The following is a 23,629-nucleotide window of genomic DNA, read 5'->3' as shown; positions in this document are numbered from 1 at the left end:
CGACGAGGTCGTCCTCCTCGGCGGGGACCAGCAGGATGCGGGCGTGCGGCCGCAGCGCGAGCAGCGCCTCGCTGGTCAACCGCCCCGGCGTGACGACCAGGCCCGCCGTCATGATGCCGCGAACCCGGCAGGCCGCGCCGATCGTCGCGGCCGCTTCCGCGTTCTCCCCATTGGTGGAGACGAGTACGAGGCTGTTGCTGTCCTTCAGCTGCTCGGTGAGCGGCACCGTCTCACCGGACATGGTGAGGAGGTTGTGCCCCGGGTCGATGGTCGAGTAGAACCTTGCCTGCGCCCATTGCATCTGCGATGTTCGGTGCACGATTTGGTCGGCGGTGTCGTCGAGTGCTACTACCCGGGTGTTCCGGGCGGCCGCCAGGGGATAGTCGATCCGGAAGGCGGCCTCTTGGGCGGTTGCTGCGCGGGCGCAGCTGCTGATCAGGCCGGTCTGTGTCACGGCGTACTCCTTGGGGTCTCAGACGGTGGTCTGGGGGACGCCGGGCTTTGCGATCATGGCCTCGCCGATGCCTTCGACGAAGGGCTGGTCGGCTGGCAGGACGACGGCGACGGAGCGGACCTTTTGGTCCTGGGCGCGGTTGCCGACGGGTTCGGTGCCTTCTTCGGCGAGTGCCAGTGCGGCCTTGCGGAGCTTCTGGCGGGCCTTGATGATGCCGGCGTCGGTGGCGACCAGGCGTTCCTTGGTGCGGTCGACGACGGGGCCCATCGATTCCTGCAGTGAGGAGTCCTGCAGGGCGATGCCCTTGATCCCGGAGTACGTCTCGCCGCGGCGCTGGGCCTCGCGGTCCATCAGGTAGTCGTTCTCCTTGCGGGCGAGCGGACGGTAGTTCTCGTCGTTCGCGCTGTGGACGCCCATGCCGGCGCGCATGGCTGCGACCTCGGTCTCGGTGAGGCGGCGGGCGGGGTGGTAGTCGAAGCTCCAGGCCCAGCAGTTCTCGTCGTCGATCGGTACCCAGAAGTGGCCGTGCACCGGGTGGTCGGCGCGTGGCGGGACCATGGTGAAGTTGGGCAGTACCCACGGTGTCACACGCCAGTAGTAGTGGCCCTCCTCGGCGTTGCGCCGGGCACCGATGAGCAGGCCGCCTTCGTAGTCGACGACCTCGAAGAAGGGCTTGAGGTCGCCCTTGTTGTAGGCGTTGCCCTTGGATCCCTTGAACAGGGGGTCGTTGTCGAGGCTGCCGGAGTGCAGGAAGGTGACGTGGCTGGAGTCGATGCCGCCCTCGAGGGCCTGCAGCCAGTTGCATTCCTGGAACCGCTTGGAGGTGAATGCCTGTCCCTCCGGTACGGTGACGAACTCCCATTCCGGCAGCGGCGGCTGCTTGTCGGGGTCGCCGAGGTAGGCCCACAGCACGTCGCCGAGCTTGATGAGGGGATAGGACTTCAGCTTCACGTTGGCGCAGAAGTTGCTGGTCTCGGGCTCGCTCGGGACCTCGATCGCCTGGCCGGTGTAGTCGTACTTCCAGCCGTGGTAGGGGCAGCGCAGGCCTCCTTCCTCGTTGCGGCCGAACCAGAGAGAGACGCCGCGGTGGGCGCAGAACTCGTCCATCAGACCGTAGCGGCCTTCGGAGTCGCGGATGGCGATCAGCCGCTCCGAGAGGACCTTGACGCGAACCGGCGGGCAGTCGTTCTCCGGCAGCTCCTCCGCCAGCAGCACCGGCTGCCAGTAGCGGCGGAACAGCTCGCCCATCGGGGTGCCCGGCCCGGTCTGGGTCAGCAGCTCGTTGATCTCGGTACGCAGCATCGCGTGATCCTTTCAGCGAAGCATAAATCCATTGGTCCAATTGCCCTGGGGGAGGCGGGGTGGCTGGACGTTAGGCCTGGGTGGGGGGTACATCGACGACGAGGCCGTCGAGGTCGTCGTCGATCTTGATCTGGCAGCCGAGCCGGCTGGTGGCGCGTCGGTCTTCGGCGCCGAGGTCGAGTAGGTCGTCCTCGAGGTCGCCGGGACCTCCGACGCGGTCGGCGAAGTCACGGCGCACCCAGACGTGGCATGTGGCGCAGGAGTTGTTGCCCCCGCACTCGCCGACGATTCCTGGCACGCCGCTGCGGACCGCGGCGGACATCACCGTCTCTCCGGCTGCGGCATCGACGACGCGCTCGTCGCCTTCGGTGCTGACGTAGACCACCTTCGGCACGTACGACTCCTTCCCCGTAATGGCCTAACCAATATACCCGTCTACCGCAGATCTCGGAACAGTGTGGCGCCGGAAGGGCGAACCGAGCCTCGGTACGGCACCGAGACGCCGCACTGCGATGTGCAGATGGCCGGAGCGCCGATGACGACTGCGCCGGGCGTTCCGAGGGTGGGTGCCGGCACGGGCGCGGCGGGCGGGCAGTTGTGGAGTGTGGATCGAGCCGCGGGAGGTCGGCGACCCGGTCTCCCTGCTGTGCTGGACCACTGCCTCGCTGCGGGACCTGGCCCGGGAACTGACCGCGGCAGGCCATCCGGTCAGTGCCCCGGCCGTGCGCGAGCTGCTGCGCTCGATGGGCTTCAGCCCCCAGGGCATGGCGAAGACCCGTGCGGGGAGCCACGTCCCTGACTGCGACGCCCAGTTCCGGCACATCGATGCCACGGTCGAGCGGTTCCTGGCGCAGGGCCTGCCGGTGGTGAACGTGGATGCGAAGGAGAAGGAGCCGATCGGTGACTTCGCCCGGCCGGGCCGCACCTACCGCCCCAAGGGGGCCCCGATCACGGCCCCGGACCACGACTTTGTGGACCCCGACACCCCGATAGCGGTCAGCTGGTCGAGGCGGCTCTGGTCGGCCCGACCAGCCGGACCGTCGGGGCGATCCGGACGACCCTGAGGACCGTATATCGGCCTGAGCGGAGCAGAAAGTTCGGCCTGTACAGTGCACGTTCCACCGCCCGCGGTCCGCGGGGCACGCGCCAGACCGGTTCCGCGTCCACCGCCGCCGGGTTCTCGGCCTGGACGTCAGCACGAGCACCCATCACGGGCACGGGCTGACTCCGGCCGGGAGGACACCAGCTTTCCCGCCGCCGCCCACCTCGCCCCCTACGTTGGCCTCGCCCCGACGAGGAGGTCTTCGGGGACCTCCGCCCGCCGCCTTTGCGTTTTTCTGCGGCCTTTTCCCGCCACGCTTTCGCGTCGCACTTTGCGCGGGCTTTACATCGCCGCAACTTGCCCGAATCATTATAGGCCTGTTGGTATGACCTAACGCAAGGGTCTAGCTTGACGGAGGGAACGCCATGGCACAGAGCCGGCGTCTGGAAAATCGGGTGGCCGTCGTCACGGGCGGAGGGAACGGAATCGGAGCGGCGTACTGCCGTGGCATGGCCGCGGAGGGTGCGCGGGTCGTCGTCGCGGATCTGGACGGCGAGGCGGCCGAGGCGGTCGCGAAGGACATTCGAGCCGACGGTGCAGAAGCGCTCGCGGTCACCGCCGACGTCTCCTCCGAGGAGGCCACGCAGCGCATGGCGCAGCAGGCCGTCGACCGGTTCGGAAGCATCGATGTGCTGGTCAACAACGCGGCCATATTCGCGACCGTGCCGATGTCGCGGGTACCGATCGAGGAGGTGCCCATCGAGGAGTGGGACCTGCTCATGGCCGTCAATCTGCGCGGGACCTTTCTGGCCTGCCGTGCGGTGCTCGGCCGGATGCGGCAGCAGGAGAGCGGCTCGATCATCAACATCTCCAGCGGCACGGCGCTGTCCGGTTCGCCGAGCCGGATCCACTACGTCACCTCGAAGGCCGGCATCCTCGGATTCACGCGGTGCCTGGCGCGCGAGGTCGGGCCGGCCGGGATCCGCGTCAACACCATCGCGCCGGGCAGCACCCTGAGCGAGTCGGATCCGGACGGTACAATCCGCGCCTACCGCAGCAAGCGGGTGGGCGCGCGTGCGCTGCCGCGGATCCAGTACCCGGACGACCTCGTCGGCGCCGCGGTGTTCCTCGCGTCGGACGAGAGCTCCTTCATCACCGGCCAGACGCTGGTGGTAGACGGCGGGGCGGTGATGCTGTAGTGCAGCTCGACTCTCCGAGGACGACGTCCGGATGATCACTTTCACCAATCCACGCCTGCTGCATGGGCGTTCTGATCAGGGGCGGAATGTGACAGCCGCGCCGCTCACCATCCGCTCACCACGCTGAGGAGATAGCAATGGCAGATCTCGACTGGCCCCGGGACGGACGGCACATCTTCGTCGGCGGCGACTGGCTGGAGCTGACCGGCGCGGACCGCATCGAATCCGTCTCACCGATCGACGAGGAGGTGTGCGGATACGCGGCCGCGGCGCGCGCCGAGGACGTGGACCGTGCCGTGGACCTCATCACGCCGGCCCTGGCGGAGTGGGCAGCGCTCGGTGTCGTGGCACGCGTGCCGTATCTGCGGCGTTTCGCGGACGCCATCGCCGCGCACGCCGACCAACTCGCCGCGCTGGAGACGCTGGACGGCGGCCTCACCGCCGCCACCGCCGCACGCGACATCGAGACCGCGGTCGACTCGCTCGGGTTCTTCTCCTCGTACGCCTATGAACTGACCGGTTCCACCTACTCGGCACCGGCCGGCACCGCGGCGTACACCGTTCGCGAGCCGTACGGCATCGTCGGGTGCATCGTGCCGTTCAACCATCCGATCATGTTCGCCGTGCAGTACGCGGCCCCGGTGCTGCTCGCCGGGAACGCGGTGATTATCAAGCCGGCGGAGCAGGCCCCGCTGTCCACCCTGCTGCTGGCCGAGATAGCGCGCGGTGTGCTGCCGGACGGAGTCTTCAATGTGATCACCGGCTACGGGCACGAGGCGGGCGACGCGATCGTCGGCCATCCGCGCATCCCGCGCATCGGCTTCACCGGCAGCGTTCCGACCGGCCGCCGCGTCCTCGAAACCGCGGCCCGCCACATCAAGCACGTCTCGCTGGAACTCGGCGGCAAGAACCCGCTGATCGTCACCGCCGACGCCGACGCCGACTTCGCCGCGCAGGTGGCCTACAGCGGCATGAACTTCACGCACGCAGGACAGTCCTGCCAGTCCACCTCGCGCGTCCTGGTGCACACCGACCGGTACGACGAAGTGGTGGAGCGGCTTGCCGAGCGGATGCGTGGCATCGTGGTCGGCGATCCGCGCGACGAGAAGACGGTCACCGGGCCGCTGACGTTCCGTGCGCACCTGGACCGCGTCCTCGGCTACATCGACAGCGGCATCGAGGAAGGTGCTCGGCTGGTCGTCGGCGGTCACCGTCCGGACCATCTGCCGAAGGGCTTCTACCTGCAGCCCGCGCTGTTCGCCGACGTCACCCCTCAGATGCGGATCGCACGCGAGGAGATCTTCGGGCCTGTGGTGTCAGTCATGCGGTACGTGGACGTGGACGAGGCGGTGCAGATTGCCAACGCCACCGAGTACGGCCTGACCGCGCGTGTCGTCGCCGGCACGCTGGACGAGGCCGCCGCCATCGGCCGCCGTATCGAGGCCGGCACCACACTGCTGAACACCGCGGGCCCGCGGCGGCGCGGCATGCCGTTCGGCGGCCACAAGGCTAGCGGCCTCGGCAAGCAGTCGTGCCTGGAGGAGGTGCTCAGCTATACGCAGGAGAAGAGCGTGGTAGCGGCGGTGTAGGCGGCACAGCCAGGCGTCCCCGGCGAGCGGATGCCACCGGGCGGGTCGGGTCGCCGCTTGTCGGACTGCCTGAGGCCCCCGGACGGCAGCAGCCGTCCGGGGCCCTCAGGCCATGCCTTACCGGTCGGACAAGCAGCCGCTGACGCCGGCCGGAGAGGTCGGGTACCGGCCAGAAGTGCCCAGCGCGAAGACCTGCGGCAGCTGACCTCGGGGAACCAGCGCTGGGATCAGCGCCTGACGGGCGGGCTGGTCGAAGCCGGCCGCCGCAGTGGTGAGCACAGCGGAGGCAACCACCTGCGCCACGTCGACTCGGCCGGCGAAGGTCGGTGCCGCGAGCGCGAGGGCCACGACCATCGCCACGCCTTGCGACCACGGAAGGAGCCCGCGCCGACCGACCCTGTCCGCATACACGCCACCCAAGGGGCTGAGCATCACCAGCGCAACCGCCAGGGCGATCCCGATGAGACCGGGGCTGCGCCACCGAACCGGAGAGCGCACAGACCTGGTAGAGGTTGGCTGCGATCGTGCCGCGGCTGCCGACCTGCGACAGGATCACGCAGCCCGAGTAGGCGTTGACGTCGCGGTTGCGCACGTTCGGGATGGTCGTCGCTGCTTCGGGCACACTCACCTCGGTCGTGCATGACTCCGACCAGGACGCGCATGGTGTGGATCACAGCGCAGGTGGTCCTCCCAATGATGGACTAACCAAAAGTCCACCATTGTGTTCGGGCGTGCGGCGCGTCACAATTCGGAGGATGGTTTAATGGTCCTGCCAATCTAGGAGGTTCGGTGTCGACCAAGACGACTACCAAGACAAGTCACTACCACGTACAGAAAGCCCGGCGGGCGAAGTTCGTCGAGGACTGGCGTGCGAACCACCGCACGGTCATCCGCGGCGAGGACGTTGCCCTGAAGGAGACGGCGCGGGGCATGCGCACGGGCGTCTACATGGGCGAGGACGGTGACAACCCGACGCGTTCCATCGACGCCCTTGTGCACGAGGTCGACAGGGGGAAGGTCACCACGATCCACCGTCACTCGTGGGACGTTATGGTCTTCGGCGTCGGCGGCGAGGGCTGGATCGAGATCGACGGCGAGCGTGTGAAGGTCGCCCCCGGCGACTCCGCCCACATTCCGTCGTGGGCCTGGCACCGCTCAGGCAACGACAATGACGAGACATTCCGCTACCTCACGTTCTCGAGCGAGCCGCTGCTCGCCACGATGGGCATGTCGATCCTCCATGACCGCGGCAACGAGGCATTTGAGAACCTCCCGGGTCGCCCCGAGTTCAGCGCTCCCGACGTCGAGGGGGACGACCCCTACGCCCGTCGCCTGCGGCGCCTCGGCAAGGAGCAACAGGCCCGTCGCGGTGGCCGGCTGCACACCGACTGGGACGAGCTCGAGATGCTCAACACCCCGCGCGGCACGCGGACGACCTTCCTCCTCGACCGCGCCATCGGTTACCAGGCCTCCGGCATCACGATGGCGATGTTCGAGATCGGCCAGGGCCGCCAGCAGTCGATGCACCGCCACGCCGGCGAGGCTTGGCTGTACGTGGTGGACGGCGAGGGCCACTCCTACCTCGGCACCGAGCCGGAGGGCGGAGAGAACCACCCGTGGAAGAAGGGCGACCTCATCGTGGTCGATCACTTCCTGTGGCACCAGCACTTCAACGACTCCAAGGAGAACACCGCGCGAGTCGTCCGCATCCACATGTTCGACAGCCTGCTCGAGACGATGCGTGCGCTCATGGATCCGCAGGTCCTGTTCGAGGAGCCGCCGGAGCACATCCGCGACGCCCAGGCCGGCGACGTGAGCACGATTGTCTGGCCCGAACTCGACCGGCCGAGCTGGCCGTGAGCCAGCAGACCCTCCCGCCCGGGGTCATCGGCCTGCACGCACTTCCTTCGGACCACCACGACGGCCCGTGGGACTCGATGATCGTGCCGCCAGGCACCAAGGAAAGGCTGCTCGGCACCGCCCTGCTCGTACTGCGTCAGGGTCGGCTGCTGGGTGGACTCTCAGGCGCGCCCCACGGTCTGGTCGTGCTGGCCGGACCTCCGGGCACGGGCAAGACCACGCTCGCCCAGGGCCTCGCCCAGGCAGCCGCCCTGAAGATGGCGAAACGCGGCGCCACGACGCTGGTGGAGATCAACCCGCACGCCTTCCCCAGCGACATGCTTGGTGAAAGCCAGCGGGCAGTGTCGCGGCTGTTCCTCGACACGCTGCCGGAGATCGCCGCGCGACGACCGCACACCATAGTGTTGATCGACGAGGTCGAGGCGCTCGCCGTGAGTCGAAGCTCGGCGTCGTTCGAGACCAACCCCGTCGACGTGCACCGTGCGACGGACGCTGTCCTGGCCGGTCTCGACCAGCTGCGGACACAGTGCCCCAACCTGGTGCTGGTGGTCACGACCAACTTCCTCAGCGCAGTCGACGAGGCCGTGCTCTCTCGTGCTGACCTGGTCATGGCTACGAAGCTGCCTGACGAGGAGACCATCGAAAAGATCGTCGCGTCGTCACTCAACGAGTTGGCCGGGCAATGGACCGATCTGATGCCGCTCGCGCAGGACGTCGATCTTCACGCCGAGCTTGCCAAGGGCCTGCGGGGCCTTGACGGGCGACGGGTCCGGAAGACGGTCCTCGCGGCGCTCACGGTGCGCACCGAGGTCGCCCTCGACCCGACCCAACTCACGGCCGAAGATCTGCGCCACGCAACACAATTCGCTCACGACGGCTGACCGAAGGCCCCGGCCAACACCCAGTTGCCGAGTCGGCGGTTTTCGACGCCGACTCGGCATCTGGGTGTGTCGGACAAGAAGAACTGAAGCCGCTGCACCCCCGGCATCCCTGCACCGGCCACCGGCTCCGCCGCTGCCAGACAGGGTGATCGTCTTGTTCCGCTCCGCGGCGCCAGCAGCCCGGACACGGACGGCAGGCAGTCAACTCCAGCCCCGAGAATGGTAGTTGACTCCTACCACCGGCCTACGGCCAACCCGACCCGACGTCAACCCACACCACCGACGGGTTTAACGACTACCGATAGCTGTGGGCGCAATGGCGGGAGTTCCCCGGACCGCATCGCACGGCCGGGGGCGTCCACAGGTCTGGAGTCGCTCGCTTGTCGGCCTTCGCGGCAGCACATGTGTCCGTCGTTGGGTGGTGGTCGGTCCCAGCCGAGAGCTGGATGGCGGATAGTGCTCACCTGGGGGCGCACTCGGCGTCCACTTCGTGCAGAGAGAGCACGTGGGCGTACTTCGCGCTCATGTCGAACAGGTTACTGCAGTGCGCGAACCATGATCTGTCGAAGCAGGCGTCGTCGACGACGAACGTGTCGAAGCCGTTCGAGCACGAATCGACGACGGTGGCCCGAACGCAGCCCGAGGTGGAGACGCCGCAGACCACGACCGAGTCGACCTTCTCCTTGACCAGGTAGGCGAGGAGAGGCGTTTGGAAGAACGCGCTCGCCTTGGTCTTGCCCAACACCCAATCGCCGTCCTGGGGAGAGATGGCGGGCGGGAACTCGCCGTATCCGGGCGCTACCTTGCCCGCGCGCTTGCTCTTGGTGGCGCGTCCGCTGAAGCCCTGGTTGTGCGTGTCAACACAGGTGAAGACGATCGGCGCATTCCGGTTGCGGAAGAGCTCAATGAGCTTGGCGATGTTGGGCATCGCCGCCCACGAGGCCGGACCGCAAGCCGTCGGGAACTCCTTGATCGCCTCCTCGAGAGTGAGCCCCTTCGACCCTGTGAATCCGTAGGTCACGTCGACGACAATCAAGGCCGGCCTCGCCCCGAGACTGATCCGGTTGAGAAATCCTGCTCGCTGGTAGGTGGCGATCTCAGACTCCGGAATGACCTTCATCCACTCTTTCATCACGATCCGTTTCTCGCGGGGAGTCAAGCTGTGACGTTGGTGTCCCCGATGGCGACCGGGTTGTGCCGGCAGGGCCTGTCGAAGCCATCAGGACTTCCGGTTCACCGACCGCCGGATCGGGCACAAAAAGGGCCCCGGCGCGGTGGCGTCGCAATGAGCGACGTCTGCCAGGGCGATGACATCGCGAGGCGCTCAGTAGATCTCGGTGCTTGTTGGACACCGTCGGCTGGGAGCGCCTGCTCGCCCTCGCCCATACGCTCGAGGGGCTACCGACCAACGTTCGGCAGCCCCTCGACGAACACGCATTGTTGGGCGACTTGTCAGGAGACCTTGCTAAGGGTTGTCCCGTAACTGCTGGTCACGGGTGAGATGATCTTGGTGTGGCTGGTGTGATCACGGCGTCGGAGCCGCCCTGGACAGCCCCGTTCGCTCGCGCTCCAGCAGCGCAAGCGGTTCCGCAAGGACACGGTGCTGATCGTGGACGGAACCCTGGTGCCCACCCGCGACCACAGCATCGCCGAATGGGAGTTGTCCGGCGCCAAGGACACCTTCGGCAAGACGACCGTGATCGCGGACGGCGGCTACCGGGGCACCGGCCTGGTCATCCCGCACCGTCGCGAGCGCGGCCAGGCCGAACTCCCGGGCTGGAAAGAGGAACACAACACCTCCCACCGCAAGGTCCGCGCCCGCGTCGAGCACGTATTCGCCCGCCCGCACAACCTCGCCCTCGTCGGATGACGGGAAACAGGCAGGTCGTCCAGCATGCCGGAGATCATTTACGGGACAAGTCTCAGGCGACGTAGAGCTTCCGGTTGTCCTCGTAGATGAACGGGGCGGGGTCGCGGGCGAAGTCGTCGTAACTGCCTGGCGCCGAGATTCCCGGCACTGCCGGAATCCACCGCTCCTTCAGGAACACGTCCGGGTCTCCGACGTAGCTTCGCGCGAGGTCGACAACCGCCGGGTCGTCCAGTGCCTTGAGGTGTCCGTTCTGGATGACTGGAATGACGTTGCCCTCCGGCGTCGTGATCTCGTAGGTCGGGAACAGCAGGTGGACGTGGAGGTGTCCGTACTTGATGCCGTGCTTCGCGGCCCAGGCTTCCTCGCCGGCGCGCCACCGCGTGCCCATACCGCAGTGGATGACTCCGGACCGGCGTCGCTCCCACTCGAATCCCCCGGAGGAGACCATGTTGATGTCCGGCGACCGCACGGTCCAGGGATTGGTCCCGATCGCCACCTCCCAAAGCCAGAAGAGTCCGGGCCGCGGGAACGAGGGGTACTGGATGTTCTTCGTCTCGTTCAGCACCTCGCGCCATGCGTCGCCATAGGGGCCACCACCTTCGATGGCCTCGATGCGCCCACCTTCGATGTACACCTTGATCCGCGGGAACGGCTTACCGATGTGGCTCGTCGTGCCGGCGATGACCCCGGTCGCGTCCTCCTTGTCCAAGATGGGTGTGGGCGGATGCCCGTGGAGGTGGCCGAAGGCGCGGGTGGGCGTCTCGGTGAAGTTCCGACGGCTCCCGTCGAAGTACTCCTTGTGCAGTGTGAAGGAGATGTCGGTCCCCTCCGGGTCGGTGAGCCTCACGGTGCTCCCGGGGCCCTTGCGCCAGATCTTGTCCCACGTCGTCATGTTGATCAGGCGGTGAAGGTCCCGTGGAAAGCCACCGGCGCCCTGAAGCAGGTGTTCTTCCTTGATCCACGGGAACTGCTCGTACCGGTAGTCGGTCGGCGGTGTCGGACCCCCGCGGCCGTGGAGCAGGAGGTCGTAACCGGCCTTGCCCGCGAAGTCCTCGATCGACGGCAGACCTTCCCAGCGCCGAGGGTTTTCCGTCCAGTGCGTATCGCGGATGACGGCGTCGATCTCGTCCCGGTAGCCGGCCTCACGGTCAGGTCCCGCGTCGGTGGTGATGACGTCGACGGTCGCGCCCTTGTCGCGAAGGGCGTTCGCCATCGCGTCCACGACCGTTCGGTCGTAGTAGTTGTCGACCGCGATGAGCACGCGGTCGCCGACCTTGGTCTCGCCGTACCCGATGAAACCAACTTGAGGAGCACGATCCTCGGGCAGGCCGGAAAGGACCGCAGCTACTTCGCTCATCTTCCAGCTGCTTCGGCCACCTCTGCCTGCTGCCTCGGTGATGGTCGCCCTCATCCCAGGCGGAAGGACGAAGCTCTCTTCTGAGCCGCACATGTTCCGCTCCTTTCAATTCGAAGGAGGCGTACCGGCCCCGCTCGAGTGCACCCTCGAGCGGGGCCGACGCCGAGAACCTCAACGTGGAGGGCGGTGCTGCGGCAGGATCTGGACGCAGCACCACGGTGTTCGAGGTGTCGATTCAGGTAACGCGACCTCGCGGTCGAGTTACTTGCCCTTGAACGCCTTGTCGACGAAGGACGAGTCGATGAGTTTCGAAAGATCGAGCTTGTCGACTCCGGCAACCGAGCCCGCCAGCGACGTCTGGGCCGACGCGAGCTGAGCCTCGGTCGTCTCGGGGATGTCAGGGATGACCTCGGTGGAGTAGTACTTCCACGTCTCATCGAGCGCACGCTGGTCTTTGAGACCGAGGTGCGCGCCAAGTACCTGGGTTGCGTACTTCTGGTCGCTGCGCTCACGATCGAAGCCCTTCTTAAGGGCGGCCATGAACTTATCGAGGACCTCGGGGTGATCCTTGATGTAGGAACTCTTGGTGGAGATTCCCACGGTGTCGTTCGGAATCTTCTCCTTGGCGAGGTCGAGCACCATGTGCAGTCCGGCATCCTCGAACTGAAGGCTCGCCGGCGGGTGCGTGGCGGCGGCGTCGATGGTCTTGGAGAGAAGCGCGTTGTTGACGTTTGTCACCGAGCCAAGGGGAACCAGGTTCACGTCCTCGGGGCTCAGCCCGGCCTTCTTCAGGGCCGCCAGGGTTGCTGTGTACTGGGATCCGCTCTTCGAGGTGTAGCCGATCTTCTTGCCCTTCAGCTTGGCCGCGCTGTCAACGTTCGCGTACAGCTGGTACGCGAACACCGGCGTCATCGTGGCCAGCACCTTGACGTCACCGCCTGCGGCCGCGCCGGACACGATCTGCGAACCTCCGATCGAGGCGATCTGCGTCTGTCCGGAGATGAGCGCGGGGTAACCCTGGTCGCTCGAGAGGCTGACGAGCTTGACGTTGAGTCCCTGCTCCTTGAAGTAGCCGGCCTCTGAGGCGATCCACAGCGGCAGCTCGTCAGCGACCACTTCGCTGTAGCTGACCGTGATGACTCCGCCGGACGAGGTGTTGGCGTTGGAATCGGCATTGCCGCAGGAGGTGAGGGACATGGCAAGCACCATGGCGAGTGTGACTCCGGCGGCACCGGCGGCGCCGGGCTTGAGCTTCATGAGACTGTCTTTCTCGGGATGGGTTGGGGCAGAACTTCAGTCGTTGCTCGGGCGCCATGCCGCGAAATGGTTCTCGACTCGGCGCAGTAGTGCGGTCAGAACGACGCCGGTCGCGGCGAAGATGACCAGGCCTGCGAAGACCGTCGCGGTCTGGAACTGCTGGCCGGCCGTGCTCATCATCAGGCCGACGCCGTGCTGTGCGCCGCTGAGCTCGGCCACGAAGACGCCGATGAGGGCCTGACCGACCGCGAGCCGAATGCCGCTGGCGATGAAGGGGACGGTGCCGGGTAGGGCAACAGTGCGGAAGAGCTGCAGGTCGCTCGCACCGAAACACCGCGCCACGCGAACGGCACCTTGTTCGAGGGACTGAACGCCCTGCGCGGTGTTGATGAGCACCGGGAAGAAGGCCATCAGGAAGACGATCGCGATCTTCGAGGAGCTGCCGATGCCGAGCCAGATGATCAGCAGAGGTGTGAGTGCGATGCGGGGGGTGGCGTAGAGGAAGTTGATGAAGGGATTCAACGCCCAGGCGGCCCGCTTGTACCAGCCGATCAGCAGGCCCAGGGGCAGACCGATCACCACGGCCAGCCCGAGACCGACGAGGAGCTCCTGGGCGCTGGTCCACAGGTCGACCCAGATGTCCCCAGCCCCGAACAGGGACTTGAAGGCATCGACGACATCGAACGGCCCGGGGAGGATCAACTTTGGCCTGATGCGGAGCAGTGCAGCGATTTCCCACACGATCAGTGCGAGGACGACGGCGCCAACGCCGATCAGGCGCTGCTCGCTGAGCCACGACGGCAGCCGGCGACGGGAGGCCTGCCGCACTCGGGGGCTTGGGGCTCCCGGACGGGACCCGGTCCGCGGGATCTGGGAAGAGGAGGCGCTCATCGGGATCCTTCCTTCTCCGGGCCAACGCCCGCCTTGGCGCCGTAGAGAGCGTCGGCGATCTCGTCACGCAGCTGCGCGAACTCGGGTGTCCGACGGATCTCGTGCGAGCGCGGGCGATCCCACGGCACCGTGAACTCCTTGACGATGCGACCGGGCCGCGGGCTGAAGACGCAGACCCGGTCCGCGAGGAACGCAGCCTCGGCGATGTCATGGGTGACGAACAGAGCCGTCACATCGCGCGCGGCGCAGACTCTGAGTAGCTCGACCTGAAGGGTCTCGCGAGTCTGGGCGTCGATCGCGGCAAAGGGCTCGTCGAGGAGGAGGATCTCCGGGTCGACCGCGAGTGCGCGGGCGAGGTTGACACGGGCCTGCATACCGCCGGAGAGCTGCGCCGGATACTGCTGCCCTACACCGGCGAGGTCAACCAGGTCCAGCAGCTCGTCAGCACGCTGCTTGGCCTCCGCCTTCTTGGCCCTGTGGGAGAGCTCGAGGCCGTAGCTGACGTTTGCCTGGACGGTCCTCCATGGCAGCAGGTTGGCCTGCTGGAACACCATCGCCCGGTCCGGCCCTGGGCCGGGGATCGGGCGCCCATCGAGCTGGAGATCGCCCTCGGCGATCTCGACGAACCCGGCGATCGCGTTGAGGAATGTGGTCTTGCCACAGCCGGAGGGGCCGACCAGGCAGACGAAGTCCCCACGCTCCAGGGTCAGGTCACACCGCTCGACCGCAGTTGTAACCTCATTCGTCCCAGGCTTGGGGTACTCGATCACGACACCTCGGGCCTCGAGGTGCGCGACCTCGCCCGCGGCCCCTGCGCCGACATGTGCAGCATCATGGCCCGCCGTACTGGACAGTGCCCGCTTCTCTCGACTCAGCATGGATGCGAGAGTAGGACTAATTGTCAGTCCAAAACAATGGTTCTGCGGGTTTTTTTTGGGGGGCGGTGGCCGTCGCCCGCGCGGGCGTAGACTCCGTCTCTGACCCGGGCAACTTGGGGCGAGGTCAGACCATTGCCTGTGAGATTACGGCGTTGCACGGGTTCAGACAACGATCGAGTGGGCGGCGTGGCCGCATCCGGGGTGGCGCGAAAGGCGACCCCTCCAGCCCTGTGGGCATGTCGCGAGTCTCCCGGGTCATCGTGGATCAGATCAAGGTCATGATCCGCGACGGCTTCCTTGCCCCCGGCGACGACACTGGGAATGCTGGTGCGCGCGGACTGCCGCCGCCAGCCTGCTCGGAAAGGAGGCTCCGGGTGCCGGGATGCCATCGTTCTGGTCGGACCAGGCCGATCTGAACTTCAGATCGCCGGTGTCAGCAGTGGGTACGACGAGGCCGTGTTCAGGGGCGACCCCGACAGCGAGCAGTTCTCGCTCCTCTACTACCGCAGCGGGCGCCTCATCAAGGTCGACGCCGTCAACGCGCCGCGTGACTACATGGCGGTACGGAAGATTCTCGAAGTCGGCCGTATCATCGCGCCGCGCATCGGCGCCGACACCGACGTGGCCCTGAAAGAGTCCGTCCGCGCGGGCGCGTAAGGACGGGCAGCGGCTCAGTCAGCATCCGCCAGGCCTCGTTGATCCAGCCGCCCGAGGTGGTAGCGCCAGAGCGCCTGCTCGTTGAATGCGGCGCCGAGGTCCAGTAGGACCGCCCGATCCTCAGGAGGTACGCCGTCGGGCCGGCCGCCCAGCTCGGCGATCCGGAGTCTCATCCGGGCGAGCTCGTCCAGCGCCGGCGTACGTATGACGGCCTGGGCGACTCCATGACCGACGCTGACGACGCCGTGGCCACGCAAGCACGCAGACCGCGGCGTCGCCGAGCGTCGTGGCAAGCTGGCGGCCCGCCGCCGGCGTGCGGACGAGTCCGCGGCGCGGGTACACCGGGATGCCCTGCGCGGCCAGGCGGTAGGCGGGAATGCCGAAGGCCCCGAACAGCGGGCGCAAGGGATGTCGGCAAGGTTCGCGACCACCGTGCTGCGCGGGTGTGTATGCACCACCGAGGTCATGCCTGGACCGGCCTGGAGGATCTCGGCATGGATGGGGAACTCGTTGGGCTGTATCCGTCACCCACCTCACCGGTGTCGTCGAGGCCGACGCCCCGAATGTCGGCGGCCTCGGTGAACAACAGCCCCCAGCTCCTGAGGTCCACGACAGCGTACGAGCATGTGGCGGTCGACCAGCCAGAGCTGACGTGGCCGAGGAGTGGCGTGGTGGTGTCGGTCGCCGCGAGGACGCGGCAGCCGAGCGCCACCTGCCGGCGAAGCTCGTCGAGATCCGCCATCAGCTGAGATCCTCCATCAGATGACGAAGGACTCGGTCGACTCCGCCGCGAACAGCTCCTCGGCGGTGCGCAGCCGGGACGAGAGACCCTGCTCGTGGTGGTAGCGGAGGAACACGTCGAGCACGTGCCGGTTGGCGTCCAGCCCGTAGGACCAGTAGTCGGGGCCGAGCAGCCGGCGGGCGTCCTCTAGGTGCTGGTTGAACCACGGCTCCATGAACCGCAGCGCCGAGGCGTCGTAGATCCGCGCGTACGCCTCGTCCTTCGCGGCCGTGAGCGCCTTGGTCAGGGACTGGGCGACCCACGGGTGGCGCTCGTAGACCTCCCGGCGCAGCACGACCACGTGCATGATCGGGAAGATCCCGGTGGCCGCGTAGTACTCCTTCTCCGCCGCGACGGTGTCGGGGAACAGTCGGGCGACGCGACTGTCGTCGGCGACGTACGAGCTGGGGATCCGCGGACTGTGCAGGGCGTCGATCTCGCCGGTGGACAGCATCTCCGAGAGCGTCCTGCCGGGCGGGATCGGCTGGACGTCGAAGCGTGTCGCCACGGCGCCCTTCTCTATCCTGCCGGGCGTCTCCTGGCCACCGGTGAGGTAGGTGACCGAGTCGAGCGGGACGTCGTACCGGTCGGCGAGGATGCCGCGGATCCAGACACACGCGGTGAGCTGGTACTCCGGCGTCCCGATCCGCCTCCCCCGCAGGTCGGACGGCTTCTCGATGCCGGCTGAGGTGTTGATGAAGACACCGCCGTGGCGGAACATCCGCGAGGTGAACACCGGCAGGGCCACGAACGGCGCCGGGTCGTGGTCGAGCGAGGCGACGTAGGTCGACAGCGACATCTCCGAGGCGTCGAACTCGCCGTGCCGGAGCATGCGGAAGAACGTCTCCTCGACCGGGAGCCGGAGGTAGGTCAGGTCGATGCCGTCGGGTCGGATCGACCCGTCCTCGAGCGCGCGGGTGCGGTCGTAGTCGCCGCAGGCGAAGGTGAGCTGAAGCCGGCCCATCGGGTCACCGTCCCATCGCGGCGAGCCGCCGGTCGAGCCGCGGGTAGACCCGCCGGGCGTTGCCCTCGTACACCGCCGCCAGGTCCTTGTCGGCGAGACCGGCGCGGTCGACGTACTGCTTCGTGTCGTCCCAGGCGATACCGGTGTCCGGGTCCGCTCCGCGGACAGCGCCGAGCATCTCGGAGGCGAAGAGTACGTTCGGGGCCGGAAGCGCCTCGAACAGCAGGTCGACGCCGGGCTGGTGGTAGACGCAGGTGTCGAAGTAGACGTTCGACAGCAGCTCGGCCGGGTCCTGCCAGCCGTTGCGCATCGCCAGGCCTCGGTAGCGGCCCCAGTGGTAGGGCACCGCACCCCCGCCATGAGGGATCACAAAGCGCACGCCAGGGAACCGCTGGAAGAGCTTCGACTGGAGCAGCTGTGTGAAGACGCTGGTGTCGGCGTTGAGGTAGTGCGCCCCGAGGGTGTGGAAGTTCGGGTTGCACGCCGTCGAGACATGCACCATGGCGGGCACGTCGAGCTCCTCCAGGACCTCGTAGACCGGGAACCACGACTCGTCGGTCATCGGCTTTCCGGCCCAGGTGCCGGACGGGTCCGGGTTGAGGTTGGCACCCACGAAGCCGAGCTCCTCGACCGCGCGTCGGAGCTCGGTGATGACGCCGCTGAGGTTGCCCTCGGGTGTCTGTGGAAGCTGTGCGACCGGGGCGAAGTGATCGGGAAACAGCTCGCTCACCCGGTGCACGAGGTCGTTGGACGCGCGCGCCCAGGCGTTCGCCATGTCGGGGTCGGGGACGTGGTGCTCCATGCCGGAGGCCTTGGGCGAGAAGAGCATCAGGTCACCGCCGCGTTCTCGCAGAATGCGCAGCTGGTTGCCCTCGACGCTCTCGCGTAGCTCGTCGTCCGAGACCGGCGCCAGTGTCGCCCGGCCTCCGGCCAGCTGCGCGTCGCGGAACTCTTGCAGCGCCGCCGGAGCCGTCGTGTAGTGACCGTGGATGTCGATGATCACCGGTCGCGGACCTCCTTGACGTACTCGTTGTAGTCCACATACCGCAGGCCTTTGCGGGCGAGCCGCTCGCGCATCGAGTTGACGTCGAGACCGAGCTCGCCGTCGGCATAACGGGCCCGAAGGCGCGCCTCCTTGTCGTCCCGCGCCAGGGAGGCGGCGAGAACCTCGTCTGCGTCGACGCGGCGTACGACGACCACCCCGTCGTCGTCGGCGATGATGACGTCACCTGGCTCGACGAGCCGTCCACCGCAGACGACGGGGGTGTTCACCGAGCCGAGGGTCTCCTTGACCGTTCCCTCGGCCGACACGGCCCGAGACCAGACGGGGAAGTCCATCGCGTGCAGCTCGGCGACGTCGCGGCAGCCCGCGTCGATGACCAGGCCGCGGACGCCGCGCGCCCTGAGGGAGGTCGCAAGCAGCTCCCCGAAGTAGCCCGCGTCCGACGGCGAGGTCGGCGCGACGACGAGTATGTCGCCGGGCTGGCATTGCTCCACGGCGACGTGGATCATCCAGTTGTCGCACGGCGCCACGCTCACCGTCACGGCGGTACCAGAGACGTGGGCACCCGGGTAGATCGGGTTGAGCGCGGAGGCCATCAGTCCGCTGCGTCCCTGGGCCTCGTGGATGGTGGCGACGCCGAACCGGCCCAGACGGTCGCGGGTCTCCGCGCCGGTGCGGGGCGGGTTCGTGACGACGATCCCGGTCGCGCCGCTCATCGCACGACCGCCCCACCGGCGCGCCCGATCAGCTCGGGCATCAGCGAGATGTGGATCGCGTCCTCCTCTGTCTCGCCGGCGAGCACGCGGATGGCGTGGTCGACCTGGTCGATGCCGTAGCGGTGGGTCGCGAGCTTCTCCAACGGGAAGCGACCCGACGCGAGTTGCTCGACGGCAAGCTCGCAGGCCTTGTACGAGTGACCGCGAGCGGACTTGATCGTGATCGCCTTCTCGGTGACCTTCTTGACCGGGAAGTCGGGGAATGCGGCCAGCTCGCCCTGGATGAGGAGCGTGCCCTCACGGCGCTTGAGGACGTCGACCCCGAGGAGGACCGGCGCGGTGCCGGCGCGCGAGGTGCAGTCGAGCACGAAGTCGACGCCGCGACCGCCTGTGAGGTCCATGATCTTCTCGCGGGGGTCCTCGGTGAGGACGTCGATGACCTCGTCGGCGCCGAGCTCCTTGGCGAGCTCGAAGCGGTGCTTGTCGCGCGTCGTGCCGGAGACGAGGATCTTCGAGGCGCCGGCCGTCTTGGCCGCGACCAGCTGCGAGAGGCCCTGCTGGCCCGGTCCCTGGATCAGGACGGTGTCGGCGTATCCGACACCGGCGGTGAGCAGCGCCCACTCGATGCCGTTCGAGAGCGGCATCACGAGGCCGGCGAGCTCGGGGGTGATCGTGTCGGGGACCTTGTGGAGGACGGCGTTCCAGGGGAGGTACATGTACTGGCTGAACCCGCCCCAGAGCGTGCCGGGGTTCTCCGCGGAGGTGTAGCCGTAGCGTCGGCCATCGGGGTTGGTCCGCCAGTCGGTCGCCTCGCAGTGGCGGTACTCGCCGATGCGGCACCACTCGCAGTTGAAGCAGCCGACGTAGTGCTCGACGAAGACCCGATCGCCCTCCTTGAGCCCCTGGCGCTCCTTGAACCGGCGTCCTGCCTGCGCGATGACACCGACGTTCTCGTGCCCCATGATCACCCGGCCGTGGATCATGGCCGGCGGGCTGGCGTACATCTTCACGTCGGTCCCGCAGATGCCGGCGACTTCTACCTGCAACAAGGCGGAGTCTTCGTCGATCGGCGGAAGCTCGAACTCCTGCATCTCCGTCGTGCCGGGCGCGATCCGCACGGCCGCCTGCACCTTCTGGGCCATGGACTCTCCTTGTTGGCTGAATGGTAAGCCCAATATACCATCCGTGTGACCCGGGCCATAGAGCGGGCCCGCACGGAAGCCACGAAGGACGAGGCGAGGATCGATGAGCAAGCACCTGCTGACTGTGACCCGCACCCAGGACAACAACCGCGCGCTGAAGGACGGCGAGGTCGTCCCTGCCGGCTGCTCCCTGACCTTTGAGGAGGTACCGGTCCTCGTCGACGGGTTCCGGCGAATGGTCCGCGAACTTGCCTACGACGTCAGTGAGATGGCTCTGACGACCTATCTCACCGCGCGCGAGCACGGCGTGCGGTTCACCGCACTCCCCGTCTTCCTGGTCCGCGGGTTCCACCACGGCGCGATCCTCGTGCGCAAGGGCTCGGGAATCACCGAGCCCGGCGACCTCGCCGGCAAGCGAGTCGGCGTCAACCGCGGATACACGGTCACCACGGGTGTCTGGGCGCGCGCGATCATGGCGCTCGAGCACGGACTCGACCTGGACTCGGTCACCTGGGTCCTCTCCGGCGACGAGCACGTCGAGTCCTACCGCCCGCCGGCGAACGTCGTCCCGGCCGGGCCTGGCAAGAAGCTCGCGGACATGCTGCTCGCCGGCGAGCTGGACGCAGTCGTCAACGCCAAGGTCGACCACCCTGACGTCGTACCCCTGATCGCGCAGCCGGAGGAGACCGGGTACGCCGCCCTGCGCGACCGCGGTCTCTACCCCATCAATCACCTCGTCGTCGTCAAGGACGAGGTCCTCGAGGCGCACCCGGACGTCGCGAAGGCCGTCTTCGACGCGTTCGCCGAGTCCAAGCGGCGGTATGTCGAGGGGCTGTGTGCCGGGTTCGTCGAGACCGCCGATGACCGGATGTACGCCCGGGTGATGGCCGAGACCGGGCTCACCGACCCGCTCCCCTACGGCATCGAGCCCAACCGTGCGGTCCTCGAGCTGCTCGTCGAGCAGGCCGCCGCGCAGCACATCCTGTCGAAGCCGGTGGACGTCGAGTCGCTCTTCGCGCCCGCCACCCGCGACCTGGTCGGCTGAGCGATGCGCATCGCGATCGCCGCGGACCACAACGGCGTCCGCCTCAAGGAGCGCCTCTCCGCGTGGCTCACCGCGCAGGGACACGAGGTCGACGACCGCGGCTCGCACTGCTGGGTCGAGGTCGTCGACCACCCACCGCTCTGCGCCGACGTGAGCCGACCAGTCGCCGACGGCCGCACGGACGTCGGGGTCGTGCTCGGCGGAAGCGGACAGGGCGAGGTCATCGCCTGCAACAAGATCCGCGGCGTCTGCGCAGGCCTCGGTCACACCGCGTTCATGGTGGAGATCTCGCGCGGCAACAACGACGCCAACGTGCTCGTCCTGGGCACGAAGGTGGTGGAGGAGGAGGCGGAGAGACTGCCGGCACTGTGGTTGTCGACGCCCTTCAAAGGCGGACGCCACCGGGAGCGCGTCGACGAAATCACCACGCTGGAAGCCTGACCTCCGGCCGGAGCGGGGTGGCCGTCGGTACCTCGACGGCGGCCGCCTCGCTCACCTCCAGTCCGCTCACGTGGGCGAGGAGCATGCGCAGCGTGTTGCCGTGGGCGACCACGAGCACCGAGCTGCCCGACGCCAGCAGCGGCTCGAGTACCTGGTGCCAGTAGGCGCTCAGCCGCTCGTGCAGCATCAGCAGGCTCTCTCCCCCAGGAGGTACCCCGCCCGGCGACCGCCGCCAGCACGCGACCGCTTCGTCGCCGTATCGCTTACGCGCGTCGTCGCGCCGCAGCCCCTGGAGGGCGCCGTAATGACGCTCGACGAGCGCTGAGTAGTGCTCCACCGGAAGCCCCGGGGCGAGCAGGCTCCCGGCGATCGCTGCAGTACCGGCCGCACGAGCGAGGGGCGAGGAGTGCACGGCATCCGGGCGCCAGCCGGCGAGCCCGGTCGCGGCGGCATGCGCCTCGACGACACCGGCCGGCGTGAGCGGGACATCGAGGTGACCGGCGAAGACGTCGCCGGCGTTGGCGGTGCTCTCGCCGTGGCGGAGCAGTACCAGCGGAGTCACCCGTCGCCGCGCAGGAACTCGAGGATCCGCGTCGACGCGGTGTCGGCCGTCTGCTCGGCGACCGGGACATCCCCGTACTCGTGCACCGGCAGGCACTCTTGGAGATAACGCGCGGCCCACGGGCCAACTTGCGGATCCTTTTGTTCGGCGGTGTCGTCCAGTGCCACTACTCGGGTGTTCCGGGCGGCCGCCAGGGGATAGTCGATCCGGAAGGCCGCCTCCTCGGCGGTCGCCGCGCGGGCGCAGCTGCTGACCAGGACGGACTGTGTCACGGCATGCTCCTCGGGATCTCAGACGGTGGTTTGCGGGACGCCGGGCTTGGCGATCATGGCTTCGCCGATGCCTTCGACGAAGGGCTGGTCGGCCGGCAGGACGACGGCGACGGAGCGGACCTTTTGGTCCTGGGCGCGGTTGCCGACCGGCTCGACGCCCTCCTGCGTGAGTGCCAGTGCGGCCTTGCGGAGCTTCTGGCGGGCCTTGATGATGCCGGCGTCGGTGGCGACCAGGCGTTCCTTGGTGCGGTCGACGACGGGGCCCATCGATTCCTGCAGTGAGGAGTCCTGCAGGGCGATGCCCTTGATTCCGGAGTACGTCTCGCCGCGGCGCTGGGCCTCGCGGTCCATCAGGTAGTCGTTGTCCTTGCGGGCGAGCGGACGGTAGTTCTCGTCGTTCGCGCTGTGGACGCCCATGCCGGCGCGCATGGCTGCGACCTCGGTCTCGGTGAGCCGGCGGGCGGGGTGGTAGTCGAAGCTCCAGGCCCAGCAGTTCTCGTCGTCGATCGGTACCCAGAAGTGGCCGTGCACGGGGTGGTCGGCGCGTGGCGGGACCATGGTGAAGTTGGGCAGTACCCACGGTGTCACACGCCAGTAGTAGTGGCCCTCCTCGGCGTTGCGCCGGGCACCGATGAGGAGGCCGCCCTCGTAGTCGACGACCTCGAAGAAGGGCTTGAGGTCGCCCTTGTTGTAGTCGTTGCCCTTGGATCCCTTGAACAGGGGGTCGTTGTCGAGGCTGCTGGAGTGCAGGAAGGTGACGTGGCTGGAGTCGATGCCGCCTTCGAGGGCCTGCAGCCAGTTGCATTCCTGGAACCGCTTGGAGGTGAATGCCTGTCCCTCCGGTACGGTGACGAACTCCCACTCCGGCAGCGGCGGCTGCTTGTCCGGGTCGCCGAGGTAGGCCCACAGCACGTCGCCGAGCTTGACCAGCGGGTAGGACTTCAGCTTCACGTTGGCGCAGAAGTTGCTGGTCTCGGGCTCGCTCGGGACCTCGATCGCCTGGCCGGTGTAGTCGTACTTCCAGCCGTGGTAGGGGCAGCGCAGGCCCCCTTCCTCGTTGCGGCCGAACCAGAGAGAGACGCCGCGGTGGGCACAGAACTCGTCCATCAGACCGTAGCGGCCTTCGGAGTCGCGGATGGCGATGAGCCGCTCCGAGAGGACCTTGACGCGGACCGGCGGGCAGTCGTTCTCCGGGAGCTCCTCTGCCAGCAGCACCGGCTGCCAGTAGCGGCGGAACAGCTCGCCCATCGGGGTGCCCGGCCCGGTCTGGGTCAGCAGCTCGTTGATCTCGGTACGCAGCATCGCGTGATCCTTTCAGCGAAGCATAAATCCATTGGTCCAATTGCCCTGGGGGAGGCGGGGTGGCTGGATGCTAGGCCTGGGTGGGGGGTACATCGACGACGAGGCCGTCGAGGTCGTCGTCGATCTTGATCTGGCAGCCGAGCCGGCTGGTGGCGCGTCGGTCT

Annotated in this window: 26 protein-coding genes and 2 pseudogenes; 10 read left to right on the top strand and 18 right to left on the bottom strand. The window is 67.7% G+C overall.

The window, feature by feature from the left end:
* The 3 genes from ABZ904_RS44710 to ABZ904_RS44700 all read right to left on the bottom strand — a co-directional run.
* A partial coding sequence (locus ABZ904_RS44710) for a 3-methyl-2-oxobutanoate hydroxymethyltransferase (RefSeq protein WP_361829862.1) occupies positions 1-454 on the bottom strand: 454 nt, incomplete at its 3' end.
* A gap of 18 nt (positions 455-472) precedes the next feature.
* Positions 473-1,756 carry a Rieske 2Fe-2S domain-containing protein gene (locus ABZ904_RS44705; RefSeq protein WP_361829860.1) on the bottom strand — a complete coding sequence of 428 codons (1,284 nt, stop codon included), beginning with the start codon at positions 1,754-1,756 and terminating at the stop codon, positions 473-475.
* Between the two features lie 70 nt (positions 1,757-1,826).
* The gene (locus tag ABZ904_RS44700) at positions 1,827-2,150 is read right to left on the bottom strand and encodes a 2Fe-2S iron-sulfur cluster-binding protein (protein ID WP_361829858.1); all 324 of its coding nucleotides are present in this window, start codon (positions 2,148-2,150) and stop codon (positions 1,827-1,829) included.
* Between the two features lie 208 nt (positions 2,151-2,358).
* On the opposite strand from ABZ904_RS44700, the gene ABZ904_RS44695 reads away from it, so the two are divergent.
* From ABZ904_RS44695 to ABZ904_RS44680, 4 genes and pseudogenes are all read left to right on the top strand, one after another.
* On the top strand, positions 2,359-2,820 hold the full coding sequence (locus ABZ904_RS44695) for a hypothetical protein (protein ID WP_361829856.1): 462 nt from the start codon (positions 2,359-2,361) through the stop codon (positions 2,818-2,820).
* Positions 2,821-2,985: 165 nt separating this feature from the next.
* Positions 2,986-3,072: pseudogene (locus tag ABZ904_RS44690) on the top strand (transposase); the annotation flags it as partial.
* Positions 3,073-3,223: 151 nt separating this feature from the next.
* Entirely contained in the window at positions 3,224-3,997 is a 774-nt protein-coding gene (locus ABZ904_RS44685) for a 3-oxoacyl-ACP reductase family protein (protein WP_361829854.1), read from the top strand.
* A 137-nt stretch (positions 3,998-4,134) separates the two neighbouring features.
* Complete coding sequence (locus ABZ904_RS44680; RefSeq protein WP_361829852.1) at positions 4,135-5,586, top strand: aldehyde dehydrogenase family protein; 1,452 nt, start codon at positions 4,135-4,137, stop codon at positions 5,584-5,586.
* A 117-nt stretch (positions 5,587-5,703) separates the two neighbouring features.
* Here the strand turns inward: ABZ904_RS44680 and ABZ904_RS44675 are convergent, their stop codons facing one another.
* Complete coding sequence (locus tag ABZ904_RS44675) at positions 5,704-6,018, bottom strand: MFS transporter (protein ID WP_361829864.1); 315 nt, start codon at positions 6,016-6,018, stop codon at positions 5,704-5,706.
* 357 nt (positions 6,019-6,375) lie between these two features.
* On the opposite strand from ABZ904_RS44675, the gene ABZ904_RS44670 reads away from it, so the two are divergent.
* Both ABZ904_RS44670 and ABZ904_RS44665 read left to right on the top strand, forming a co-directional pair.
* Positions 6,376-7,446, top strand: a complete 1,071-nt coding sequence (locus ABZ904_RS44670) for a cupin domain-containing protein (RefSeq protein WP_361829850.1) — start codon at positions 6,376-6,378, stop codon at positions 7,444-7,446.
* Positions 7,447-7,631: 185 nt separating this feature from the next.
* On the top strand, positions 7,632-8,327 hold the full coding sequence (locus tag ABZ904_RS44665) for an AAA family ATPase (protein WP_361829848.1): 696 nt from the start codon (positions 7,632-7,634) through the stop codon (positions 8,325-8,327).
* Between the two features lie 460 nt (positions 8,328-8,787).
* On the opposite strand, the gene ABZ904_RS44660 is transcribed toward ABZ904_RS44665, so the two are convergent.
* Entirely contained in the window at positions 8,788-9,486 is a 699-nt protein-coding gene (locus ABZ904_RS44660; RefSeq protein WP_361829846.1) for an isochorismatase family protein, read from the bottom strand.
* A 402-nt stretch (positions 9,487-9,888) separates the two neighbouring features.
* On the opposite strand from ABZ904_RS44660, the pseudogene ABZ904_RS44655 reads away from it, so the two are divergent.
* Positions 9,889-10,164 (top strand): annotated as a pseudogene (locus tag ABZ904_RS44655) (transposase); the annotation flags it as partial.
* Positions 10,165-10,249: 85 nt separating this feature from the next.
* Here the strand turns inward: ABZ904_RS44655 and ABZ904_RS44650 are convergent.
* From ABZ904_RS44650 to ABZ904_RS44635, 4 genes are all read right to left on the bottom strand, one after another.
* Positions 10,250-11,554: a hypothetical protein gene (locus ABZ904_RS44650; RefSeq protein WP_361829844.1), complete on the bottom strand. Its 1,305-nt coding sequence runs from the start codon at positions 11,552-11,554 to the stop codon at positions 10,250-10,252.
* 261 nt (positions 11,555-11,815) lie between these two features.
* The gene (locus ABZ904_RS44645) at positions 11,816-12,811 is read right to left on the bottom strand and encodes an ABC transporter substrate-binding protein (protein ID WP_361829842.1); all 996 of its coding nucleotides are present in this window, start codon (positions 12,809-12,811) and stop codon (positions 11,816-11,818) included.
* Between the two features lie 36 nt (positions 12,812-12,847).
* Entirely contained in the window at positions 12,848-13,702 is an 855-nt protein-coding gene (locus ABZ904_RS44640) for an ABC transporter permease (protein ID WP_361829840.1), read from the bottom strand.
* Positions 13,699-14,580, bottom strand: a complete 882-nt coding sequence (locus tag ABZ904_RS44635; RefSeq protein ID WP_361829838.1) for an ABC transporter ATP-binding protein — start codon at positions 14,578-14,580, stop codon at positions 13,699-13,701. The genes ABZ904_RS44640 and ABZ904_RS44635 overlap by 4 nt, the downstream gene beginning before the upstream one ends.
* Before the next feature lie 456 nt (positions 14,581-15,036).
* On the opposite strand from ABZ904_RS44635, the gene ABZ904_RS44630 reads away from it, so the two are divergent.
* Positions 15,037-15,237: an oxidoreductase C-terminal domain-containing protein gene (locus ABZ904_RS44630; protein WP_361829836.1), complete on the top strand. Its 201-nt coding sequence runs from the start codon at positions 15,037-15,039 to the stop codon at positions 15,235-15,237.
* A gap of 14 nt (positions 15,238-15,251) precedes the next feature.
* Here the strand turns inward: ABZ904_RS44630 and ABZ904_RS44625 are convergent, their stop codons facing one another.
* The 6 genes from ABZ904_RS44625 to ABZ904_RS44600 are packed head-to-tail and all read right to left on the bottom strand — an operon-like array spanning position 15,252 to position 19,843.
* A complete protein-coding gene (locus tag ABZ904_RS44625) occupies positions 15,252-15,704 on the bottom strand; it encodes a class II aldolase/adducin family protein (protein ID WP_361829834.1) in 453 nt (150 codons plus the stop codon).
* Positions 15,701-15,979: a hypothetical protein gene (locus ABZ904_RS44620; RefSeq protein ID WP_361829832.1), complete on the bottom strand. Its 279-nt coding sequence runs from the start codon at positions 15,977-15,979 to the stop codon at positions 15,701-15,703. The genes ABZ904_RS44625 and ABZ904_RS44620 overlap by 4 nt, the downstream gene beginning before the upstream one ends.
* 16 nt (positions 15,980-15,995) lie before the next feature.
* Entirely contained in the window at positions 15,996-16,982 is a 987-nt protein-coding gene (locus tag ABZ904_RS44615) for an ABC transporter substrate-binding protein (RefSeq protein ID WP_361829830.1), read from the bottom strand.
* A 4-nt stretch (positions 16,983-16,986) separates the two neighbouring features.
* Positions 16,987-17,985, bottom strand: a complete 999-nt coding sequence (locus ABZ904_RS44610) for an amidohydrolase family protein (protein WP_361829828.1) — start codon at positions 17,983-17,985, stop codon at positions 16,987-16,989.
* Entirely contained in the window at positions 17,982-18,701 is a 720-nt protein-coding gene (locus tag ABZ904_RS44605) for a 4-carboxy-4-hydroxy-2-oxoadipate aldolase/oxaloacetate decarboxylase (protein ID WP_361829826.1), read from the bottom strand. The genes ABZ904_RS44610 and ABZ904_RS44605 overlap by 4 nt, the downstream gene beginning before the upstream one ends.
* Complete coding sequence (locus tag ABZ904_RS44600) at positions 18,698-19,843, bottom strand: zinc-binding dehydrogenase (protein WP_361829824.1); 1,146 nt, start codon at positions 19,841-19,843, stop codon at positions 18,698-18,700. Before ABZ904_RS44600 ends, ABZ904_RS44605 begins: the two co-directional genes overlap by 4 nt.
* Before the next feature lie 103 nt (positions 19,844-19,946).
* Here ABZ904_RS44600 and ABZ904_RS44595 point away from each other — a divergent pair, with 103 nt between their 5' ends.
* Together ABZ904_RS44595 and ABZ904_RS44590 are read left to right on the top strand one after the other, a co-directional pair.
* Positions 19,947-20,888, top strand: coding sequence for an ABC transporter substrate-binding protein (locus ABZ904_RS44595; RefSeq protein ID WP_361829822.1), 942 nt, complete (start codon positions 19,947-19,949; stop codon positions 20,886-20,888).
* Between the two features lie 3 nt (positions 20,889-20,891).
* Positions 20,892-21,329 (top strand): RpiB/LacA/LacB family sugar-phosphate isomerase, encoded by a 438-nt coding sequence (locus ABZ904_RS44590; RefSeq protein ID WP_361829820.1) that lies wholly within the window; start codon positions 20,892-20,894, stop codon positions 21,327-21,329.
* On the opposite strand, the gene ABZ904_RS44585 is transcribed toward ABZ904_RS44590, so the two are convergent.
* Genes ABZ904_RS44585 through ABZ904_RS44575 form a run of 3 tightly spaced genes read right to left on the bottom strand, consistent with a single transcriptional unit; the run spans position 21,310 to position 23,465 of the window.
* The gene (locus ABZ904_RS44585; protein WP_361829818.1) at positions 21,310-21,891 is read right to left on the bottom strand and encodes a 2,3-bisphosphoglycerate-dependent phosphoglycerate mutase; all 582 of its coding nucleotides are present in this window, start codon (positions 21,889-21,891) and stop codon (positions 21,310-21,312) included. The two genes, ABZ904_RS44590 and ABZ904_RS44585, sit on opposite strands and share 20 nt — an antisense overlap.
* Complete coding sequence (locus ABZ904_RS44580; RefSeq protein WP_361829816.1) at positions 21,888-22,163, bottom strand: hypothetical protein; 276 nt, start codon at positions 22,161-22,163, stop codon at positions 21,888-21,890. Before ABZ904_RS44580 ends, ABZ904_RS44585 begins: the two co-directional genes overlap by 4 nt.
* An 18-nt stretch (positions 22,164-22,181) precedes the next feature.
* On the bottom strand, positions 22,182-23,465 hold the full coding sequence (locus ABZ904_RS44575; RefSeq protein WP_361829814.1) for a Rieske 2Fe-2S domain-containing protein: 1,284 nt from the start codon (positions 23,463-23,465) through the stop codon (positions 22,182-22,184).
* Positions 23,466-23,629: the final 164 nt, after the last annotated feature.

Source organism: Streptomyces sp. NPDC046900 (genome assembly GCF_040644975.1).
In the GTDB taxonomy this organism is placed as follows: Bacteria; Actinomycetota; Actinomycetes; order Streptomycetales; family Streptomycetaceae; genus Streptomyces.
The sequence above is the reverse complement of the archived record's forward strand: the minus strand, read 5'-3'. Positions and strand labels throughout refer to the sequence as shown.

Bases quoted from the DNA above. Each gene is read 5' to 3' on its own strand.
- ABZ904_RS44705 (WP_361829860.1), bottom strand. From the start codon at position 1,756: ATGCTGCGTACCGAGATCAACGAGCTGCTGACCCAGACCGGGCCGGGC.
- ABZ904_RS44685 (WP_361829854.1), top strand. From the start codon at position 3,224: ATGGCACAGAGCCGGCGTCTGGAAAATCGGGTGGCCGTCGTCACGGGC.
- ABZ904_RS44680 (WP_361829852.1), top strand. From the start codon at position 4,135: ATGGCAGATCTCGACTGGCCCCGGGACGGACGGCACATCTTCGTCGGC.
- ABZ904_RS44675 (WP_361829864.1), bottom strand. From the start codon at position 6,018: ATGCTCAGCCCCTTGGGTGGCGTGTATGCGGACAGGGTCGGTCGGCGC.
- ABZ904_RS44650 (WP_361829844.1), bottom strand. From the start codon at position 11,554: ATGAGCGAAGTAGCTGCGGTCCTTTCCGGCCTGCCCGAGGATCGTGCT.
- ABZ904_RS44645 (WP_361829842.1), bottom strand. From the start codon at position 12,811: ATGAAGCTCAAGCCCGGCGCCGCCGGTGCCGCCGGAGTCACACTCGCC.
- ABZ904_RS44640 (WP_361829840.1), bottom strand. From the start codon at position 13,702: ATGAGCGCCTCCTCTTCCCAGATCCCGCGGACCGGGTCCCGTCCGGGA.
- ABZ904_RS44635 (WP_361829838.1), bottom strand. From the start codon at position 14,580: ATGCTGAGTCGAGAGAAGCGGGCACTGTCCAGTACGGCGGGCCATGAT.
- ABZ904_RS44625 (WP_361829834.1), bottom strand. From the start codon at position 15,704: ATGACCTCGGTGGTGCATACACACCCGCGCAGCACGGTGGTCGCGAAC.
- ABZ904_RS44620 (WP_361829832.1), bottom strand. From the start codon at position 15,979: ATGGCGGATCTCGACGAGCTTCGCCGGCAGGTGGCGCTCGGCTGCCGC.
- ABZ904_RS44615 (WP_361829830.1), bottom strand. From the start codon at position 16,982: ATGGGCCGGCTTCAGCTCACCTTCGCCTGCGGCGACTACGACCGCACC.
- ABZ904_RS44605 (WP_361829826.1), bottom strand. From the start codon at position 18,701: ATGAGCGGCGCGACCGGGATCGTCGTCACGAACCCGCCCCGCACCGGC.
- ABZ904_RS44600 (WP_361829824.1), bottom strand. From the start codon at position 19,843: ATGGCCCAGAAGGTGCAGGCGGCCGTGCGGATCGCGCCCGGCACGACG.
- ABZ904_RS44595 (WP_361829822.1), top strand. From the start codon at position 19,947: ATGAGCAAGCACCTGCTGACTGTGACCCGCACCCAGGACAACAACCGC.
- ABZ904_RS44590 (WP_361829820.1), top strand. From the start codon at position 20,892: ATGCGCATCGCGATCGCCGCGGACCACAACGGCGTCCGCCTCAAGGAG.
- ABZ904_RS44575 (WP_361829814.1), bottom strand. From the start codon at position 23,465: ATGCTGCGTACCGAGATCAACGAGCTGCTGACCCAGACCGGGCCGGGC.